This window comes from Ruegeria sp. A4 (genome assembly GCF_056543025.1).
Genome location: NZ_JBQGAW010000010.1, coordinates 49,199 through 68,783, shown reverse-complemented (window position 1 = coordinate 68,783; position 19,585 = coordinate 49,199). Strand labels below are relative to the sequence as shown.

General features: G+C 60.7%; 16 protein-coding genes. 6 read left to right on the top strand and 10 right to left on the bottom strand.

The window, feature by feature from the left end; translation table 11 throughout:
* Positions 1-20 precede the first annotated feature (20 nt).
* Together ACR0E2_RS18870 and ACR0E2_RS18865 are read right to left on the bottom strand one after the other, a co-directional pair.
* A complete protein-coding gene (locus tag ACR0E2_RS18870; RefSeq protein ID WP_480447520.1) occupies positions 21-1,037 on the bottom strand; it encodes a ParB/RepB/Spo0J family partition protein in 1,017 nt (338 codons plus the stop codon).
* Positions 1,038-1,114: 77 nt separating this feature from the next.
* The gene (locus ACR0E2_RS18865; protein WP_171331800.1) at positions 1,115-2,542 is read right to left on the bottom strand and encodes an AAA family ATPase; all 1,428 of its coding nucleotides are present in this window, start codon (positions 2,540-2,542) and stop codon (positions 1,115-1,117) included.
* 386 nt (positions 2,543-2,928) lie between these two features.
* Here ACR0E2_RS18865 and ACR0E2_RS18860 point away from each other — a divergent pair, with 386 nt between their 5' ends.
* Positions 2,929-3,936 (top strand): replication initiator protein A, encoded by a 1,008-nt coding sequence (locus ACR0E2_RS18860; protein ID WP_171331801.1) that lies wholly within the window; start codon positions 2,929-2,931, stop codon positions 3,934-3,936.
* Between the two features lie 4 nt (positions 3,937-3,940).
* Here the strand turns inward: ACR0E2_RS18860 and ACR0E2_RS18855 are convergent, their stop codons facing one another.
* The 3 genes from ACR0E2_RS18855 to ACR0E2_RS18845 all read right to left on the bottom strand — a co-directional run bounded on the left by ACR0E2_RS18855 (position 3,941) and on the right by ACR0E2_RS18845 (position 7,148).
* The gene (locus ACR0E2_RS18855; protein WP_171120538.1) at positions 3,941-4,144 is read right to left on the bottom strand and encodes a hypothetical protein; all 204 of its coding nucleotides are present in this window, start codon (positions 4,142-4,144) and stop codon (positions 3,941-3,943) included.
* A gap of 378 nt (positions 4,145-4,522) precedes the next feature.
* Positions 4,523-5,893, bottom strand: a complete 1,371-nt coding sequence (locus ACR0E2_RS18850) for a nucleotide sugar dehydrogenase (protein WP_171233806.1) — start codon at positions 5,891-5,893, stop codon at positions 4,523-4,525.
* Positions 5,894-6,056: 163 nt separating this feature from the next.
* The gene (locus ACR0E2_RS18845; protein WP_480447519.1) at positions 6,057-7,148 is read right to left on the bottom strand and encodes an NAD-dependent epimerase/dehydratase family protein; all 1,092 of its coding nucleotides are present in this window, start codon (positions 7,146-7,148) and stop codon (positions 6,057-6,059) included.
* A 171-nt stretch (positions 7,149-7,319) separates the two neighbouring features.
* Here ACR0E2_RS18845 and ACR0E2_RS18840 point away from each other — a divergent pair, with 171 nt between their 5' ends.
* From ACR0E2_RS18840 to ACR0E2_RS18830, 3 genes are read left to right on the top strand one after another with little or no spacing between them, the layout of a single operon-like run.
* Positions 7,320-8,291: an NAD-dependent epimerase/dehydratase family protein gene (locus tag ACR0E2_RS18840; protein ID WP_171233808.1), complete on the top strand. Its 972-nt coding sequence runs from the start codon at positions 7,320-7,322 to the stop codon at positions 8,289-8,291.
* A 13-nt stretch (positions 8,292-8,304) separates the two neighbouring features.
* Positions 8,305-9,084 carry a class I SAM-dependent methyltransferase gene (locus ACR0E2_RS18835; RefSeq protein ID WP_480447518.1) on the top strand — a complete coding sequence of 260 codons (780 nt, stop codon included), beginning with the start codon at positions 8,305-8,307 and terminating at the stop codon, positions 9,082-9,084.
* Positions 9,081-10,622 carry a GMC oxidoreductase gene (locus ACR0E2_RS18830; RefSeq protein WP_480447517.1) on the top strand — a complete coding sequence of 514 codons (1,542 nt, stop codon included), beginning with the start codon at positions 9,081-9,083 and terminating at the stop codon, positions 10,620-10,622. The genes ACR0E2_RS18835 and ACR0E2_RS18830 overlap by 4 nt, the downstream gene beginning before the upstream one ends.
* Before the next feature lie 3 nt (positions 10,623-10,625).
* On the opposite strand, the gene ACR0E2_RS18825 is transcribed toward ACR0E2_RS18830, so the two are convergent.
* From ACR0E2_RS18825 to ACR0E2_RS18815, 3 genes are read right to left on the bottom strand one after another with little or no spacing between them, the layout of a single operon-like run.
* Positions 10,626-11,375 carry a polysaccharide deacetylase family protein gene (locus tag ACR0E2_RS18825; RefSeq protein ID WP_480447516.1) on the bottom strand — a complete coding sequence of 250 codons (750 nt, stop codon included), beginning with the start codon at positions 11,373-11,375 and terminating at the stop codon, positions 10,626-10,628.
* 3 nt (positions 11,376-11,378) lie between these two features.
* Positions 11,379-12,818, bottom strand: a complete 1,440-nt coding sequence (locus tag ACR0E2_RS18820; protein WP_480447515.1) for a protoporphyrinogen/coproporphyrinogen oxidase — start codon at positions 12,816-12,818, stop codon at positions 11,379-11,381.
* A 44-nt stretch (positions 12,819-12,862) separates the two neighbouring features.
* On the bottom strand, positions 12,863-13,789 hold the full coding sequence (locus tag ACR0E2_RS18815; RefSeq protein WP_171331808.1) for a glycosyltransferase family 2 protein: 927 nt from the start codon (positions 13,787-13,789) through the stop codon (positions 12,863-12,865).
* Between the two features lie 307 nt (positions 13,790-14,096).
* On the opposite strand from ACR0E2_RS18815, the gene ACR0E2_RS18810 reads away from it, so the two are divergent.
* Positions 14,097-15,533 (top strand): lipopolysaccharide biosynthesis protein, encoded by a 1,437-nt coding sequence (locus ACR0E2_RS18810; protein ID WP_171331809.1) that lies wholly within the window; start codon positions 14,097-14,099, stop codon positions 15,531-15,533.
* A 21-nt stretch (positions 15,534-15,554) separates the two neighbouring features.
* The gene (locus ACR0E2_RS18805; protein ID WP_480447514.1) at positions 15,555-16,802 is read left to right on the top strand and encodes a glycosyltransferase; all 1,248 of its coding nucleotides are present in this window, start codon (positions 15,555-15,557) and stop codon (positions 16,800-16,802) included.
* Positions 16,803-16,809: 7 nt separating this feature from the next.
* Here ACR0E2_RS18805 and ACR0E2_RS18800 read toward each other — a convergent pair whose 3' ends face one another.
* Entirely contained in the window at positions 16,810-17,994 is a 1,185-nt protein-coding gene (locus ACR0E2_RS18800) for a glycosyltransferase family 4 protein (protein WP_480447513.1), read from the bottom strand.
* A complete protein-coding gene (locus tag ACR0E2_RS18795) occupies positions 17,988-19,493 on the bottom strand; it encodes a PepSY-associated TM helix domain-containing protein (protein WP_480447512.1) in 1,506 nt (501 codons plus the stop codon). The genes ACR0E2_RS18800 and ACR0E2_RS18795 overlap by 7 nt, the downstream gene beginning before the upstream one ends.
* Positions 19,494-19,585 lie beyond the last annotated feature (92 nt).

Genomic DNA, 19,585 nt, shown 5'->3' with positions numbered 1-19,585 from the left:
TCTGTTTCGCGCGCGAAACATCATGTGCCGCGCGCGTGCAGCCAGGCTTTCAGCTCTGCAAGAAATGTCTCGGACATTCCCTCGCCGGACAGGGTGACCTGTGCACCGTTTCGACTCTGTTTCAACTGAATGCCGCCGAATGTCTCTTTCAGGGGGGTCTTGGCAGCAGGTGGGTTTTCCCCATTCGACCCCAGGCCGTTCACTGCACGGGTCAGAGCTGAAATCTCGGCTTCCCCGTTCTGAGGCGCGGCCTTCCGCAGAGCGGTGGTGATCAAGGAAGCTGCTTTTGCCTCCTCTTTCAGGACCTTTGCAATCGACAGCCCCAACCGTTCAGGAATAGCTGACGCAAAGCGCAGATGGTCATCCAGGGCGTGATAGATCGCGATGAACGAGCCAATCTTGGATCGCTTCGCCCGGCTGGCCGAGGCAAACAGCCCACGCAGGGCCACAGTTTCATCCGGGTAAACGCCCTGCTCTGCCGCGCGCGCCACGATCCGGGCGCGCTCGTAATAGCTCAGCCCGACGCGGATTTCATTTTCCTCGACCATGGCCACATAGGCATCAGATGCGCTCTGCGGCTGCCTGAGAAAGGCACGCACGGTCTCAAAGCGGGCCTCGCCCGTCTCCTGCGCCAAAGCCCGCAGCGCTGTCAGACGCCGCCAGCCCGAGATCAACCCGTAACGTCCGCCCTCCAGTTCCACGACCTCGATCGGGGTTTGCTGCCCGCGGGTCTTCAGGCTTTCCTTCAACGCCTCCATATCCGCGTCATCTGCCGCCATGCGGTCACGGACCAGATAAGTTTCCTCGATGGCGTCCAATGGCACATCCTGCACCAAACGCCCTTCGGCCCGCGCGGCACGCAATTCTCCGGACAGCTCTTCTAGCGCCGCCTGAGCCGCCGTGGCCCCGGCCACCTGCGCAACCGGCGGCGTGGTCCGGGGGGCGTCTGTGGGGAACATCGGGTTCAGCCCAGGGGCAGGGCGGTTGTCTTCCAGATAATCCGGCCGGGCAGGGGTCAGTCGTTTGCGTTTTGCCATTGGTTTCTCCTTTTCCTGCGCGGATCAGACTCGGTTTCGGGATGTGGCAGGCGTGTTTCGCGCGCGAAACATCGCGCTCAGAGCGACAATTCCGGTGTTCCCGCCTCTTCGGCCTGCCGGGCCCGTTCTTCGCCCCGCCAGACGCCGATCAGCAGCTTCTTGAACGAGGCATAGGTGGCATCAAAGGTTTCCCGCCCGCGCACATAGGTCTCGCGGTTGAAATCGCGGTAATCGGCCTCGTAGATACCGTTGACCTGTTCCCCCGCCTGACCGATCAGCGCTGTGTAACCCTGCCAGTGTGGCGACAGGGTCCGGCCCAGATAGGCCTGCATCAGCCCGGCCAGTTCCGCCTGCTGGCTGCCGTCATAGCGGGTGATGATCGTGCGCACCGCATCCCACTGAAACGCCATCTCGGGCCGCCCCAGGGCGCGGGCGGCCATGTTCTCGCCATCCTCGATGGATTGGAAGGTGGAATGCAGCATGTCAAAGAAGCGCCCCGTGGAGTCGAACTCCAGGAACGAGGCCCCCATGGGCACCAGAAGGATATCCGAGGCGGCCAGCCCGTTGATCGTCAGATAGCCAAGGGCAGGGGGGGTATCGATGAAAATGATATCGTAATCGTCCAGCACCCCATCTTCGTCCAGCGTATCCGTCAGCGCATCCCACAGCTTCCAGCTGCGGCCCTGCATTCGCCAGACGGGGATCTGGAATTCCGCCCAATAGAGGTTCAGCTGCGCTCCGATCAGATCGATATTCGGCCAGTGGGTGGTTTGGATCAGATCGCTGCTGCGGGTCTTCAGCGCCTCGGACAGGGTGTCGTCGATCGGATGCGGGGCCTCACCCCGGTCAAGACGTCCCTGATTGTCCCGGCGCAGATGGGTGGCGTAGTGGCGGGCAAGCAAGGGGAACACCGTCTGCCATTCATCGCTGACTTTGCCGCCAAAGATCGACGTCATCGAACCCTGGCTGTCCAGGTCGATGACCAGCACCTTGTAACCGTCCAGAGCTGCCGACATGGCCAGATGCGCGCAGGTCGAGGTTTTGCCAACACCGCCCTTGAAATTGGCCACGGACACGATCTTGGCGGGCAGACCCTCGGGGCGGTAGGGGCGGTATTCTTTCGCCTTGGATCCTTCCGAGGCGAAATGTGCCCGCAACCGTAGAACCTCATCCAGCGTGAACCACTTGGCACCGCCTTCGGTTTCGGACTGTCCCTGGGGCAAATCCGGATTGCCTTTCAGGACCCGGCGAAAATGAGCGGGCGCCACAGGGATCAGATATTTGGTGATTTCCCAGGTCGAAAACAGGCGCAGCTTTTTCTGACCGTTTTCTTCCAGCCCCCGGTTCGCCAGGTCGCTACGCCCCCGCGCACAGGCATCCGCGATTTGCGAGAACTCATGTGTTCCGGTTGGGTCGCCCAGTTCAGCATAGGCCAGATCCGGGTCGATATTGAAATACGGGGGAAGCCCCTCGGACGTTGCTGCTCGCATTGAAATGCTGTCCATGTGCTATGTTTTCGTCAATATACCACAAAAGAAGGCATGTGAAAGCATTATGAGCACAAAACCGGATTTTCTAAGCAAAATTAAAGGGTAGAAATCCTTCGAGACGCTGCTTTTGGGCGTATAGCAAAAAAATGTTCAGTTAGAATCCTGTTATCTTATTAGTTACGGCTGAATTTGAACTCTATTAAGTATAAGAAAAAAAAGCGCTTTTTGTATCTTTTGTAGGTCACACTGAATCTGATCCCACGATAGAGTGACTCTGATCCCACGTTGCAGTGACTCTGAACCCACGTTCCGGCGGCTTTACGCATCCTGTGGATAACTCTACGGTGAGCGTCAATAAAACCACGAACAAAGATTCGGGCAGGACATATGGGCAGGGCAGTATGAGCGGGTCAGGGGCGTTGTTGCCTGACCGGCACCCAACGGGCGATTTTTTTGTATGCGATATCTTCGATGCGCTGCCCAAGACAGATATGGGTTCGATGGAGCATCCTATGTTTTCGCTCTCGACCCGGCCGGACCGGCGCATCCTCAATTACGAACATAACGGGGTCGAGATCACGGTGACGCCTTCGGTGCGCGGTCTGGCGACGATCCACGACAAGGACATCCTGATCTTTTGCATCAGCCAGCTGATGGCGGCGATCAATGCGGGCCGCACGGTCAGCCGGGTGTTGCATCTGAAGGCGCATGATCTGCTGGTGGCCACCAACCGCGAAACCAGCGGTGACGGTTACAAGCGTCTGCGCGAAGCGTTCGAGCGGCTGGCCGGCACAAGGATCACCACCAACATTGTGACGGGTGAAAAGGAAACCACCACCGGGTTCGGCCTGATCGAAAGCTGGGAAATCGTGCGTCACACAAGGGCGGGGCGGATGGCCAGCGTCAGCGTGAAGCTGTCGGACTGGCTGTTCCGTGCGGTGCTGGCGAAATCGGTGCTGACCCTCAGCCGCGATTACTTCCGCCTGCGTAAACCGCTCGAGCGGCGGATCTATGAGCTGGCGCGCAAACATTGCGGGCGTCAGCCCGAGTGGCGGATCTCGGTCGAGGTGCTGTTGAAAAAGTCCGGCTCGGCCTCACCTCGGCGGGTGTTCCGCAAGATGATCCGTGACATGATCGCAGCCGATCACCTACCCGATTATGAGATGACCGAAGAGCCGGGCGACCTGATCCGGTTCTCGCGCCGGGGTCAGGTGGTCGAGGGGCCGGACAAGCCGATCCTGCCGCCGCAGGCGCTGGAGGAGGCCAGGGCGATGGCGCCGGGCCACGATGTCTATGCGCTGGAAGCGGATTGGCTGGCTTATTGGGCCGCGTCAGGCCGCCCACAGATCAGAAACCCGCAGCGGGCGTTTCTGGGCTATGTGGCCAAAAGGGTCGCCGGACGGGACTAGGCGCTTAGCTGGAATAGGCGGGGTTTTGTTTCTGCACGCGTGTCTTCACGATTTTGACGGCGCCGATAACAATGAGGGCTGCAATGATGAACAGCCAGCCAAAGAGGATGTAGCTGCCCAGAGCCATCAGGATGGACGCACCGGAAATCAAAGCAAACCCGCCGGCGCACAGGCCAACTAGAATGGCTATCCCGATAATTCCAATCATCTTCTCCAAGTCCTCCGGCTATGGTCTTGGTCTTGCCAACCCCAAGTGGGCGCCGTCATGCCATTGAGCAGATGCCCAAAATGATTCCGCGATGAAATCATGGCAAAACTTTGAACCACCAGAGGTTAAAATTTGGTTATTTTTACCGGGAGGAGCATTGCTCCACTACTCGTGCGACACTGCTTATAATTTATTGAGACATGAATATGTCTGAACAGATAGTTCCCTAAAACTTTTGTGACAGCAATATAGAATGCCGACGACCCCAGAAAATGTGCAAAGGCCCGCCTATGACACAGTTTTGTCAATCCGCGATCATTTGGATGGAATGGCAGACTCGCGCGCTTTGGCCATTGAATGATCAGAGGTTTTGGGGGGTCACATCTTGACCAGCCGTCCGTCTGCCACCCTGATCCCCTGCTTTTCAAAGACGTTGCGCGTGTCGAAGACCAGCGCGGCCTCGCGCGCGACCAGACCATAATCCGGGGCGCTGTGATCGGTGATTACGGCCACCGCCGCATAGCGTTTCAGGTTGTCCGCCGTCAGCGGCTGCGAGGTCCGGCCCGCAAGCTGCGGGTATTCGCCACCTTCGGGCAGGCGGGGGAAATACGGATCGTGATAGTCAACCTCGGCCCCCAGCTTTTCCAGCTCGTCCAGCAGCACCAGCGCCGGGCTGCGGCGGGTGTCCTCGACATCGCGTTTATAGGCGATGCCCATCAACAGAATGCGCTGTCCGGTCAGGGGTTGCCCGGTTTCCGCCAGTGCAGACCCGTTGCGCGCGGCCAGTTCCGCCGCCATCCGTGCCGCCAGCATCGAAGGGACCGCGTCATTGCTGGAGCGGGCCAGATTGATCAGCGGCGTATCAGATCCTGCATCCGCGGCGCGCCAGGCCAGATAGGCCGGAGACACCGGGATGCAGGCCCCACCAATTCCAGGACCGGGATAGAAGGGCATGAAGCCAAACGGCTTGGTCGCCGCAGCCTCGATCACTTCCCAGACATCCACGTCCATTGCTTCAAGCGCGGTCTTCAATTCGTTGACCAGCGCGATATTGACGGTGCGAAAGCTGTTTTCGACCAGCTTCACCGCTTCGGCGGTGGCGGCCGAGCTGACCGGCACGGCGCTGGTGACGATGGCGCGATAGAAATCCTCGACCAGTTGCCGCGATTGCGGATCGTCGGCACCGACCACTTTCGGGATGCTGTGCGTGTCGAACTTGTCATTGCCGGGGTCTTCGCGCTCGGGCGAGAAGGCCAGGAAGAAATCGGAACCTGCCCGCAGACCGCCCGCTTCGAGGATCGGCTGAACCAGCGTGGTCGTGGCTCCGGGCCAGACGCTGCTTTCCAGCACCACCATCTGACCGGGGCGCAGATGCTGTGCGATGGTCTGCGCGGCGGCGGCGACAAAGCGCATGTCGGGATCTTGTGCGTCGGTCAGCGGGGTCGGCACACAGATCAGGATGATATCGGCCTCGGCCAGTGCTGCGGCGTCCTGCGTTGCGCGAAAGCGCCCACTCTCTACCGCTTGTGCGATCCGGTCGGATGCCAGATAGGAGATGACCTGATCGCCCTGATTGATCCGCGCCACCCGGTCGGGGTTGAGATCAACGCCGGTGGTATCAAACCCTTCATCATAAGCCGTCAGCGCCAGCGGCAGGCCAACATAGCCCAGCCCGACCACGGCAACCCGCGCATCGCGCGCCGCGATAAGCTGCTTGAGGGACTGATGGTGCGAGGTTTCGTAGTTCATAATCTATCCTGATCGTACAAAGTCACACTGAATTAAAATTAGCTTAGCAGATTGGAAACCTTCTCTCTTCATCGGATAGGACAGATCGGGAACGAAGCCAACTAATTTGTCGTTCCCGGCAAAGACCCGGAATGGGTGTTTCCAAAAACAAGGCAGTCTTGAATCAGCGTGCCGATTGTTTTCGCATATGCTCGATCCATTCGTCGAAGGAAACACGAGGCACATACCCGATCTGATCCTGTGCATGTCGGGTTGAAACCTCTGGCTGACCGGCAAAAAGCCTGCGCCCCGCCATATCAGGCATCACGGGCCGGGGTTTCGCCAGCCGGGCCTGAACGGACCGTGCCCAGTTTGCGGCGGCCTCGACCCGGCGGCGCCCGACAAGGCGGCGCAGATGCGCGCTGAGCTGCCCCGCCAGAGAGGGGCCTGAGGGCGCATTGCCATTGGGCGACGGCGGCGGGGTCGGGTTCGCAGCCGGATCAATCCGAACCTCCCCGCATCCGGCAAGCCGGGCATAGCCTTCGAAAAACGTCTTCCACCCCAGCGTGTCCGGGCCGCTGATCAGGTATCGCTCGACCCCGGTCCGGGGTGATGAGGCCGCGCGCAGGGCGGCTTGTACCACGTCATCGACATGCACGGCCGGGCATTGTCCGGGCGGGTCGGGCAGGATGATGCCGCCCCTGCGCATCATCGCCAATGGCCCGTTGGTCCAAAGCGCACTGCCGGGCCCATAGACGATGGTCGGCTGCAAGATGGCGGCGTCGCATTTCCCCTGCAACAGTCTCTGTTCCATCGCAATTTTGGCGCCGCGATAGCTTTGCACATCTTCCGGCGTGATTGGGTTGCGTTCGGTGATCGGCCCGTTGGGCCAGCTGTCATAGACCACGGCGGAACTCAGATGCACGATACGGTTGCAAGACCCGTCTTCGGCGGCTTTGGCAAGCGCGTCGAAGGCTGCAAGGTTGTCCGCGCCGGGGGCCCGGAAATCGTAAGCCAGATGAAACAGAGCCGCCGCACCGTCCAGCGCCTGCGTCAGAGCCGGGCCGGGGTGCAGCGGGCAAACCAGTGCCTTTGCTCCGGCCTGTTCCAACGCGGCAGCCCCGTGGCGCGTGCGCAGCAAGGCGGTCACGTCACATCCCAGTTTCAGCAGCGCATCGATCAGGCGCCGGCCGATAAAGCCGGTGGCGCCGGTCACGACCACGCGCTGGCCTGCAAGCCCGTCGCCGGGGCGGGGGTCCACGTGTTTTTCGGTCATGTCCGCAGGTTCAACATTCTTAATGCGTTGTGCAACAATTCAGCCCTTTTTCCAAAACTGTGCAGGCCTGGCCTGTCAGCGCACCATAGCGGTATCTACCATTTGGTGGCCACCGATCCCTATGCTAAGCCTGTGGCATTAGAGTGGATTCTGTTGGTACGAGGGTTTTTCATGCAAATATTGATCACGGGCGGGGCCGGTTTTATCGGATCACATCTGGCCGAGCGTCTGATTGGCAATGGGCATGAGGTGACGGTGCTGGATGACCTGTCCACCGGGTCGCTGCAAAACCTGTCTTCCGTTCAGGGTCATTCCGCCTTTCGTTTTGTCGAAGGCAGCGTTCTGGATGCCACATTGGTCGAGGAACTGGTCGGGGCTGCTGACGCGGTGTTTCACATGGCCGCCGCGGTCGGGGTCAAGCTGATCATGGATCAGCCCAGCCAGTCGATTGCAACCAATGTGGACGGCACGCAGAACGTGTTGCGCGCGGCCCTGCGCAACAAGCCGCTGGTCTTCATCGCCTCCAGTTCCGAGGTTTACGGCAAGGCCTCGAAATTCCCGTTCAACGAGGATGACGACCTGACGATCGGCGCAACCAGCGTGCTGCGCTGGTCCTATGCCTGCGCCAAAACGCTGGATGAGTTCATGGCACTGGCCTATGCGCGCGAGGTGGATCTGCCGGTGGTCGTGCTGCGCTTTTTCAACACGACTGGCCCGCGCCAGACCGGGCGCTATGGCATGGTGGTGCCGAACTTCATCGAAGCGGCCCTGGCCGGTCAGCCGATTCAGGTTCATGGCACCGGCGAGCAATCGCGCTGTTTCAGCCATGTGGCCGATGTGATCGAGGCGCTTGTGCGTCTGCTCGATGTCCCCGAAGCCCGGGGGCAGGTCTTCAATATCGGTGGTGAACAGGAAGTGACGATCCGGGGGTTGGCCGAAAAGGTAATCGCGATGACGGGCTCAACCTCGGAAATCCGGCTGGTGCCTTACGAAGAGGTCTATCCCGAAGGGTTCGAAGACATGGCCCGCCGTCTGCCCGATGTCTCGAAGCTGCGGCGGTTCACCGGGTTCAGCCCGGCGCGCACGCTGGATGACATCATCGCTGACATCATGGCCGAGAAACGCGCCAAAGCCTACGCATGAAGAGCCAAACACGATGACACCGGGACAAAGAGTTGAAAAGCTGGTGCGCGACACCGCGACCGTGCTGCTGCCGGAACGGCTGCGCAAATGGATCCGCAAGCAACAGCGATTGCACAATCTTCAGTCGGTGCCGGTTGGGTCGGTCGATTTCGGCGGCTTGCGGCGGCTGTCGCCGATCAGCGCCGTGTTCGGGCAGGATCGCGACCTGCTGACCATCGAACGCTATTACATGGAAGAATTCCTGCAAAACCACAGCGACGATATCCGTGGCCGGGTTCTGGAATTCGGCGATCCGGCCTATACGAAGAAATTCGGCGGTGACCGGGTCACGCAGGCGGATGTACTGAGCTATGTCGAGGGCAATCCACAAGCGACCATCGTGGCGGATATCACCGATGCGTCGCATATTCCCGACAACAGTTTCGACTGCATCATCATCACCCAGACCCTTCAGATGATCTTTGAGGTCGACAAGGCGATTGCTACGCTGGAACGCATTCTGAAACCCGGTGGCGTGGTGCTGTGCACCTCGCATGGGATGACCCGTGTGGCGCGGCGCGAAGGCGTGGATGACTGGGGCGAATACTGGCATTTCACCAGCCAGTCCAAGCGCCGCCTGTTCCGGGCGGTCTTCCCGGCAGAGAATGTCGAGGTGTCGACCGTTGGCAATGTCTTTACCTGCATCTGCAACCTGCACGGCCTTGGGGCCAGTGAAATTGCGCCCGAAGAACTGTCCACCCATGATCCCAACTATGAAATGCTGGTTCTGGTCCGGGCAGTAAAGGCGCAGTGAGCGATCTTGTCATAGGGTCCGGGCCTGCCGGGGTTTCCGTCGCCCGGGCCTTGCTGGCGCGGGGACGAAACGTCACGATGCTGGATGCCGGGGTGGAACCGGGGCCCGGGGTTACGGATCGGGTGCAGCAGATGTCCCGAACCCGCGCCGAAGACTGGAGCGCCGAGGCGCGTACAGCCTGGATGGAGCCTCAGTTTCAGGCCCCGGAGGGCGAGGTGTGGCGCTATGGAACAGGTTATGCGCTGGCCTCATCTGCGCGTACACTGGTGGAAGGGGCGGATTGGTTTGCTTTGCGCGCGTCGCGGGCGGCGGGCGGGCTGTCCAATGTCTGGGGCGCTGCGGTCTTGCCGTATCGGCAGGCGGATATCGACGACTGGCCCATAACAACCGACGATCTTGCCCCACATTACAGGGCGGTGGCGGACATAATGCCCGTGTCCGGGCAACAGGACGGGCTGCAAGACCTCTTTCCCACCTGCGATATGACAGGCCGAACACCCGTTCCACCAACCGCGCAGGCCGAGATTCTGCTGGCCCGTTCCAGGCAGAAGGCGAAGGCATTGCAGGGGGCTGGGGTGCATGTCGGTCTGGCGCGGCAGGCGGTTGGGCCGGGCTGTCAGACCTGCGGGCTGTGTCTGCACGGGTGCCCGTGGTCGCTGATCTGGTCTGCAAGACAAACCCGCATGGCGTTGCAGGCAGAGCCAGGCTTTGCCTACCGCGCGGATCACGTGGTGCGGCAGGTCCGCGAGGAAGGCGACGAGGTTGCCGTCACTTTGGCAGATGGCAGCGATGTCCGCGGAAACCGGGTGTTTCTGGCCACCGGGGTGCTGGAAAGCGCGCGTATCCTGTTGGCGTCACCCGGCTTGCGGGGCAAGGAACTGGTGTTGAAAGACAGCCAGCAGGCCTTTTTGCCGATGCTGCACCGCTGGCGGGCGCCCAGGCGGCCCGATGTTTTGCCCTATCAGACGCTGCCGCAGCTTTTTGCCGAACTGGATGACCCGACCGTGTCGCGGCAACTGGTTCACGCGCAGATCTATACCTGGAATGAATACTATGCCCGCGATCTGAAACAGAACTATGGCCGCCGGATACCCGGCAGCGGGCCGCTGCTTGAGGCGCTGGCCCGACGTCTGATCGTGGCGCAGGTTTTCCTGCATTCCGATCATTCGCATGAAATAGCCTTGCGTCTGGCAGAGGATGGGCGTTTACGCCCGGAACTGAACGAAAACCCCACAACCGCCGAGACAATGCGCGCAGCGCTTGCGCGCTATGGCCGGGCCTTGCGGGGGCTTGGTCTGACCAGCCTGTCTTTTGCAGCGCGGTTCGGGGCGCCGGGGGCCAGTTTTCATGTCGGAGGTGATCTGCCGATGTCGGATGACCCGAGCCCGGGTGAAAGCGATGTGCTGGGGCGCCCGCATGGCGCGACGCGCATTCACGTCGTTGATGCCTCTGTCCTGCCGACCATCCCGGCGACGACAATTACATTCAGTGTGATGGCGAATGCCCACCGGATCGGAACGCTTGCACCCGAAGTCTGACACTCAGTTGATGGGCAGCACCCTGCTCAGCCCGCTTCGCACGCCGCGCATCAGTTTGCGGGCCGCCAAATAGGCCCCGCCGCGCCCGGCAAGATGAGCCTGCCAGCGGGCGATGTCAGTGAAATAGAACATCTCGAGCCGGGGCAGGTCGTGGATGTCATCCCCTGGCCCGGCCACGCCCAGACGGGTGCCGACCGAGGTGTCGTAGTGCCGGGCAATCTGTGCGCGTACATTCGGGTTCGACGCCCCGTAGGGCGGGGCGAAATGCCGGACGGGTTGACCAAGCCGGGCGGCAATATCCTGACCGGATCCGGTGACTTCTTCCTCCAAGGTCTCTGCATCCAGCGTCGACAGATCGGGGTGGCTGACACTATGCGCCCCGAAGCAAACCCCTTCACCGGCCAGTGTTTCGATCCGGTCCCATTCCATCAGCGGGCGGGGCGGGATATTACCCCCGGCCCAGCTGTCGGTGCCACCCATCAGGCCCGAGGGCAGATAGACGATCGGGCAGAAGCCATGTTCGCGCAGGATCGGCCAGGCGGTATCGGCGAAATCTTCAAACCCGTCATCGAAGCTGATGATGACCACACGGGGGGCAGGCGGGTTGGCCAGCGCGTCCGGTTTCACCACCGGCAGGCCGGACGCCGCCAGCGCCCGCATCTGTGCCGCAAAGATGTCGGGCGCGATCGAGGTTGGTCCCGGCGCGTCCGAGATCGAATGATACATCAGGATATCGGCCTGCCAGGCGGGCATGGGTCAGTCTTCCACCACATGGGTGGCAAAGACCTCACGATAGCTGTTCCATTTCGCGCGGTCGACATTGCCCTTGTCGTCGATGCAATCCGCCGCGCCATAGGCCATGGCAAATGCGTGGTGCGTATTATCATGGGCGAACAGGCCCTGCCGCCCAAATACGAGCAATCCGTCCAGATCTGAGAGCCACTGATCGACGGCATCGAACCGCTCTTCATAGCCCACATCGTAGACCGGATAGGCATGGCTCAGCCGCCGGGTTTCGCAGCGGCGCACCGGCACCGTGACCGGCAGGCCCAGCTGGCCCAGCCATTTGGTGAACTCCTGCCCCAGTTCCTCGTCGGACATGGACCACCATTTTTCATCCGGGTCGCAGGGCAGTTCGGCACACAGAACGGTGACGCCCTTTGGCGCGCCGCTGGCGTTATAGTTCTTGGGTTCCGACATGCGGCTGATCGGGATCGACAGTTCCGGGAAGTAATGGGCATCGAACTCGGTGAACTGATCGGTCTCCAGCACCAGATACAGCAGGATCATGCCGCGGAAGCGGATGGCGCGGGCGGCCTCGACCACCTCTGCCGGGGGGTCGCCGATCAGGCGCGTCAGCCCGGTCAGCGGGATGGTCGACAGGATCAGATCGCCGGTCAGGTGCCGCTCGCCCGCTTCGTCGCGGATCGTCAGCCCGGTGATGCGATTGCCGTCCCGTTCGATGGCGGTGATTTCGGTGTTGAACAGGAAGGTGGCGCCATTGGCCTCGGCACTGTTGCGCATCGCGTCCGAGATCTGCCCGAACCCCTTGCGCGGATAAAAGAACCGACCCGTCGTTTCGCTGCGCAGCCCCGGCAGCAGGCGTAGCATCTTCATCAGGATCTTGCCGACCGAGCCGCTGCCCACCCGGCGCTCGGCCAGTTTTACCGCCAGCTTGTCCGGATCCAGCCCCCACAGCTTGCGCACGTATGGGAAATAGAAATTGTCCGAAATCGTCGGCCCCAGCCCGTCATACAGCACGGTCGAGAATGTCTCGGGGCCTTCGCTTTTCTTGCGGAAGGGTTTCAGCACCATGTCGCCGATCAGCGACGCGGCAAAGGGTTTGGGCAGGCGCATCAGCGCGTCGGTCAGTTTCAGCGGAAAGTGAATCCATTTGCCGCCCAGCCGGATGCGCCCGTGGCGCGGGCGCAGCAGCAGATCGTCGCCCAGCAGGGATTTCACATCGGCCAGAACCTCGGGCTCTGCCGCCGGATGAAACCTGTGCGAGCCGTAATCGCAGATCACGCCCTCAATCGGGAATGAGGCCGAATTGCCCCCGGCACTGGGCGCGCGTTCGATCACGGTCACTTTCGCCTGCCCGGTCAGGGCATGGGCTGCGGCCAGACCGGCCGGCCCGGCGCCCAGAATGATGATTTCAGGCGTGTCGCCGCCATTGGGTCGGGAAACATCCGTCACTTGTGCATTCCTTTACTGCTTCAGAAAATTTGTGTCATGCCCAATCAGGGTCTGAGATGCAGCCGTGAGATCATGTCGGCGATCAATCCCAATGACCAGATCATGATCGCAGCAAGGAACGCGAACACCGTGGTTCCGCTGAGGTTCAGGTAGGTGAGGTCGATAATGAACTTCACAGTCCCCAGAGCAAAAAACACCAGCCCCATAGGAATGAAAACCCGCAGCGGATTGAACAGCGTGCTGATCCGCAAGATCAGGATAATAAAATTGATGAAATCAACCGGCCGGATTTTCGATTTGCCCACCCGCTTGCCGTATTCAATCGGCGTATAGATCATCCGCTTGCCGTTCGAGGTCATGCACAGCGTGATCGTGGTGGTGAACGAGAAATTCTGTGGCAAGAGCGGCAGGAACGGGATCAGCTCGGATTTGCGAAACACCCGCAGGCCGGAATTCAGATCGTTGATCTTGCGCTCGGCCAGGAACGAGGCAAAGGCGAACAGGAATTTCTTGGCCGGACGGCGCAGCAGCGGCACGTTCTTCATCGCCGCGCCCCGGTCGCCCACGACCATGTCCTGATCGCGGCACATGGCCAGCATTCCGGGCAGATAGCGCGCGGGATAGGTGCTGTCGGCATCCAGAATGGCTACATATTCATGCTGCGCCATTCGCACCCCGCGCTTGAGGCTGGCGCCATAGCCGGAATTGACATCGTTGAAGGTGACGGTGGCACCGCTGGCCTCGGCCTCGGCGCGGGTGTTGTCCTGGCTGGCATCGTCCACCACGATGATCTCGTAGGGAATGCCCAGCGGCTCCAGATGGGTGCGCACGTCCTCGACCGTGTGGCGGACGGCGTTTTCCTCGTTATAGGCGGGGATGACCACGCTCAGGCTCATGCCGGCGGTTTCCGATGCGATCAGCTCTTCGGGTGTGGTGCTGTTCGTCTCCACCGGCTCTGCGACTTTGTTCATGAAAATGAAAACCTTTTATTCACTCAATAATCCCTGCCCCAGCCCCCGCTGCAAGAATTGCGTGGCGCCTGGAACATGACGGGCATAATTCCCTGTATTGCGTATAGTATTCGAACACGTACAGACTGAACATAGACAATAAATTTGACCAAATTCGACCGTTAAGGCGTCAAGTTTGCAATTGCGCATACTGTGCGCAACAGGTGTGAGTGTTTGAGCCATGTGTCCATCGGCACTTGGCAGGGGGCGGGCAGCAGGAAGGAAACGGATGTCAGGGCGGCAGAGTTTCAGCAGCGGAGTTGCCTGGATGTCGGCCGGTATCTGGATCGAGCAGGCGTTCAATTTTATCATTTTTGCCATTCTTGCCCGTATTTTAGGGGTCGAGGCCTTTGGTCTTCTGGCGATGGTTGCAGCCTTTGTGCTGTTTTCCGAATTCCTGGTGCGCGAAACGATTTCCGACATTCTGCTGACCCATGAGGCGCTGTCACCAGAGCGGTTGAACTCGGTTTTCTGGTTGTTGGCGCTGCTGGGGGGTATGTTGACGGTTGCGCTGTATCTGGGGGCGGGGCCGGTCTCATATTTCTACAATGAGCCGGTTGCGCGCGAATTGTTGATCGGATTGTCCCCAACGGTGCTGATGATTTCACTGACGGCGGTGCCGGTTGCGATCCTGCGCCGGGAAATGCGGTTCCGTGTTCTGGCCATCCGTGCAGCGCTCGGCGCGGCGGTCGGAGGGGTCGTGGGCATTGGCATGGCGCTGGCGGGATACGGGGTCTGGAGCCTGGTCGGTCAGCGGCTGGCGATGACGGCCACCAATATCGTGATGGCCTGGGGGGCGGTCTCCTGGCGCCCGGCATTCCATGCGTCGCGGGATCATATGCGCAGGGTCTTGCATTTCAGTCACCGGATTCTGGGCCTGCGCGCGGCGGAACTGGCTGCGGTGCAATCGCCTGCGGTGATCATCGGCGCGATGCTGGGGCCGGTTCCGGCGGGGTATTATGCAATCGCCTGGCGCGTGATCGAGACCGCCTCGTTCCTGATTATCACACCGCTGCGCACCGTGGCGCAGCCTGCCTTTGGTGCGGCGGCGCGCGATGGTGGTCCGGCGACGGATTTGCTGATCGACGTCATGCGCCTGACCGGGTTTCTGGCCTTTCCGGCCTTTGCCGGGCTGGCGGTTCTGTCGGAACCGGCGCTGGTGCTGCTGTTCGGTCAGAAATGGGCTCCGGCGGCTCCGGTCCTGAGCCTGATGTCGGTGTTTGGCATGTATCTGTGTGCCGAAAAGGTGCAGCAGACCTTTTGTCTGGCGGCCGGTCAGCCCGGTCGTCTGGCGGTTCTGTCCTGGGTCGAGGTGGCGCTGGCGGCGGGGGTGATTGTGGTGCTGGCCCCGTATGGGTTGCCGGTCGTCACAGCCGGTTTTGTGGCTGTCTTTCTGCTGGTCTGGCCGCTCAAATTTGCCAATCTGGGGCATATTGCCGGGCTGTCCGGGCCGGCTTTGATGCGGCAGCATCTTGCGCCGCTTCTGCTGTCAGGGGGGATGGTGGCGGCAGTGCAGGGGGTCGTGTGGCAACTGGACGGCCTGTCTCCGGCTTTGCTTTTACTTGCCGGCACGGTGACGGGTGTTCTGGCCTATGGTTTGCTGGCTTTTCTGCTCCAGCGGGACAGGCTGCGCCTGCTGGTTTCGATGCTTGGGCCGCAAGGCGGGCACCTGCCTGCGGCTGACACTCAAGGAATTGAGAGATAGATGAAATCGTTACGCATTTTGATGTTCACCACATTTTATCCCCCCTATTCCTTTGGCGGTGACGCCATCGGCATTCAGCGCATGGCGCGGGCGCTTGTGGCGCGCGGGCATGACGTGACGGTGGTGCATGACGAAGACAGCTATCTGATTCTGGGCGGCAAACCGCAGCCCGAAGGCACCCCTGACGGGGTGCGGCGGGTCGGGCTGCGCAGCCGCAATGGCGTGATGTCGAACCTGCTGACCCAGCAACTGGGCCGTCCGGTTGTCCATGCTGCCCGCATCCGCGAGTTACTGGCCGAGCGGAAGCCGGATATCATCTGGCACAACAACACATCCCTGATCGGCGGCCCCGGCCTGTTGCCGATGGGCGAGGGGTTGAAAATCTATGAAGCGCATGAACACTGGCTGGTCTGCCCCACCCATGTTCTGTGGCGGCATGGGCGCGAGCTGTGCGATGAGCGCCAGTGCCTGCGCTGCGTGTTGCAGCACAAGCGTCCACCGCAGCTGTGGCGGTATACCGGTGCGCTGGACCGGGCGCTGGATCACATGGATCTGATCATTGCCAAAAGCGAATTCAGCCGCGCCAAACATCGTGAATTCGGCCTGCGGCAGGACATGCAGGTGCTGCCCTATTTCCTGCCCGACCTGGATCAGAGCGCCTTGCCGGAACCGGCGGCGCATGACCGCCCCTATTTCCTGTTTGTCGGGCGGTTGGAAAAGATCAAGGGGTTGCAGGATGTGTTCCCGGCCTTTGACCGCTATCCCGCCGCGGATCTGCTGATCCTGGGTGATGGCGATTATGCGGATGAGTTGAAGGCACAGGCCGCAGGCAATGACCGGATCAAATTCCTGGGCCGCAAGACGCCGGACGAGTTGAACGCTTACTATCGTGGCGCACTGGGGCTGATCGTGCCCTCGGTCTGTTATGAAACCTTCGGCATCATCCTGATCGAAAGCTTCCGGCTGGGCACGCCGGTGATCGCCCGGCGGCTGGGTCCGTTCCCCGAGATCGTCGAGCGGGCAGGGGGCGGGGAACTGTTCGAAACCGAAGATGATCTGATCGCAGCCATGCGCCGTTTTCAGAACGGAGGTGCCGCGCGGGATCAGATGGCCGCAGCGGCGCGGCAGGGGTTTGAGACGCTCTGGCGTGAAGATCAGGTATTGGGCCGGTTCGGCGCGGCTTTTGCGCAGGCCGCGCATCGTGCAGGGCGGGCCGATCTGGCCCATGCCTTGGAAGCTGGTGCTTTCGAGAACGGCGCGGCGGGCTGATCGGGGGTTATCCCCGCCCGGCCAGTTGCCGATACAGCTTTTCAAACCCGCTATGCACATGGGCTGGCGAGAACCTGTCTTCTGCACCGCGCGCCGTGGCATTGGCGCTTAGCCGGTCATATTCGGCGCGGTCGGTGCAAAGATCGCGCAGCGCCTGAGACAGGGCATCAAGATCATCGACCGCACACAGACGCCCGACATCGCCATCCACCAATTCACGCACACCGCCGCAATCGGTGGCGATCACCGGCAGCCCGGCGCGGAACGCCTCGACAATTGAAATCGGCAGGGCCTCCCACCGGGAGGTCAGCATATAAAGATCCGAGGCCGCGAGATAGGTGGCGACATCCGAGATCACTCCGGGGAAACGGATGATGTCGGAAACGCCGGCCTGTTCAGCCCAGGCTTCGACCTGGCCGCGCAGCACGCCTTCGCCCCCGACGACGATCCGCAGACCGGGCAGATCCCGCCGCACACGCCGGGCCACTTCGATCATCGCGTCGAGGCCCTTCTGGTGATCCAGACGAGACAAGGACAGAACCAGATGTGTGCCATCTTCGCCCAACAGTTCACGCCGCAGGGCATCCGCGGCTTTCGGATCGGCGGGCGGGTTGGGGCGCACCCCCAAAAGCATCACCCGTGCCTTGCCGGGGTCGACCTGGCGTTCCAGCAGGGATTGCATGACGGTTTCGCTGGGGCAGATCGCCAGATCGGCTTGCTGCCGGCAGGCGCGGGCCACCGCGTTGAGACGGTCGGGCGACGAGCCGTGATAGGTCATCACAATGGGAATTCCCATTCCCAGACTGGCCAGACGAGCCGTCAGAAGCGGGGCGGTCTCATGCGCATGGATGATATCGACCTTATGGTCTTTGAGCGCCCGCCGCAGGGTCAGGGCCGAACGTGCCAGCCAGTAAAGCCGCGTCACAAGGCCAAGCTGGCCGTTGGCAGCGTGATCGCTGACACGGTCGAACCGCAAGGGCAAAAACAGACTGCCATCCTCGGGGGCAGTGGCTTTTCCGGGGGTTCCGGCTTTGATTACCTTGTGCCCGTGTGCCATCAGAGAGGTGCTGAGGTCGTTGATATGGCGTTGAATGCCCCCACCGAGGGAGAAGAAGGAACAGGTTTGCAGGATACACAACCCGGCGGGCTGAGTATCCCGGTTGATTAAAGGCGGCGGGGCTTCGCTTACCACAGGGGTCGTCCCAGGCGGAAGGTGGCGGTTCTTGTGTCCGTATCCGGTTTTTGCAGATGGGCAACGATGGTGTTTTCCATGTCCGAGGGCAGTAGCTGAAAAGATGCTATGGCAGTCTCGCCTGTTTGCATGAACTCAAGCGGCTGCACCTCCTTCCCATTGAATTCGATGGATACGGTTTCGACATCGGGCTCGCTGATCCGCAATTCGATATCCAGGGGGGTGTCACGTCTGAGTGGTGCGTGCATGAGCATCCAGACCGCCGAGGGCGGCGCATCAACTGCAAACGCGCTGGTTTTAGAATGGGATCCGGGGCCGAAGCGGAGAACAGCAACCGCTATAATACCCATCATGAGCAGCAAATACGCCCACCGGGTCCATCCCATGCCTCGCCAGATCCGCCTGATCGGACCGAGATGCGCCGCTTCGGGGGCAAGTCGGCCTGCAAAAATCAAAGCACCGGTGATGGCGAGGCAGGTCGTAATCAGCCCGAGGACGATCCACAGCGCCATCGAATATGCCTCACCCCAGGTGCCGAAATGCAGCATGTTCATCAAAGGCTTCCAGTAGGCGAGCCCGCTAACCTCGCTTGGGGTGTAAGCTCCCAGAACCTCAAGCGTCACGGGATCAATCGATACGTTACTTGGTCCAAAAAAAACCGAATGCCCTGCGACATGTCCGGTGAACCCGAAAGAACCAGTTGGTTTATCTGGTAGGAACATGATGAACGGCTCGAACCCGGGTAGCGCGTCGCGGGCGCTGGCCTCGGCCTGATCGATAAGGTCTGAACCGAAATTGGCTGGCAGGACGGTTTCACGTGGGACGGGTGGTTTGGGCTGTGGTTGGGTGCCTTCGAACCCCAAGCTGCCCAATAGGAAATAGAAACTGGTCACGGCGGTCAAAATCAGGAGTGGCGCTGACCATAGAGCTGTCAGCCGGTGTGTGCTGCCCGCCCATGCGCGCAATCCGGAAGCGCGGCTGGGCCAGCGAAAAAACCCTTTCCAGAACCGCCTATAAGTAGTGAGGCCGCTGATGATCTGAAACAGCAGGATCACGGATGTGGCGCTGACCAGCATGAACACGACCCGTTTCTCGGTCAGAAAGGTATCATGCAAGTCCCGTAGGATATCGCGAAACCCATTGGGCCGCGTCTCACCGACGATAGTACCGGTTACCGGGTCTGTCCAGAAACTGACATTCTCTCCCCAGCCCGTGCGACCAAAAGTGCGATCCGCAAACCAGGGGGTTGGACGCTTGATCATCAGAAAAATGCCACTCTCGGGGTGGGTCTCTTTGATGCCGTCATAGATCATGCCGAAGCTGGCGGTGCGCTCTTCCTTGTCGATCGTGGTCCAGATGTCCGGGCGGCCGATTGATTCAAGTTCGAACCCGGCAACCAGCAAAGTGCCAGTAAGGAACATGAACGCGAAAAAGAGTGATAGATGAAGCCCCAGCCAGGTGTGAAGTTTGAAGAGTGAATTTCGTAGTTTACGGTTCATCTGCGTCTTGCCTACTTACAATCACGTGAAATAATAGCGGACGTCGGTTTAACGGAAACAATAGCCGCAGGGTATTGTTGCTACGAAAAAAT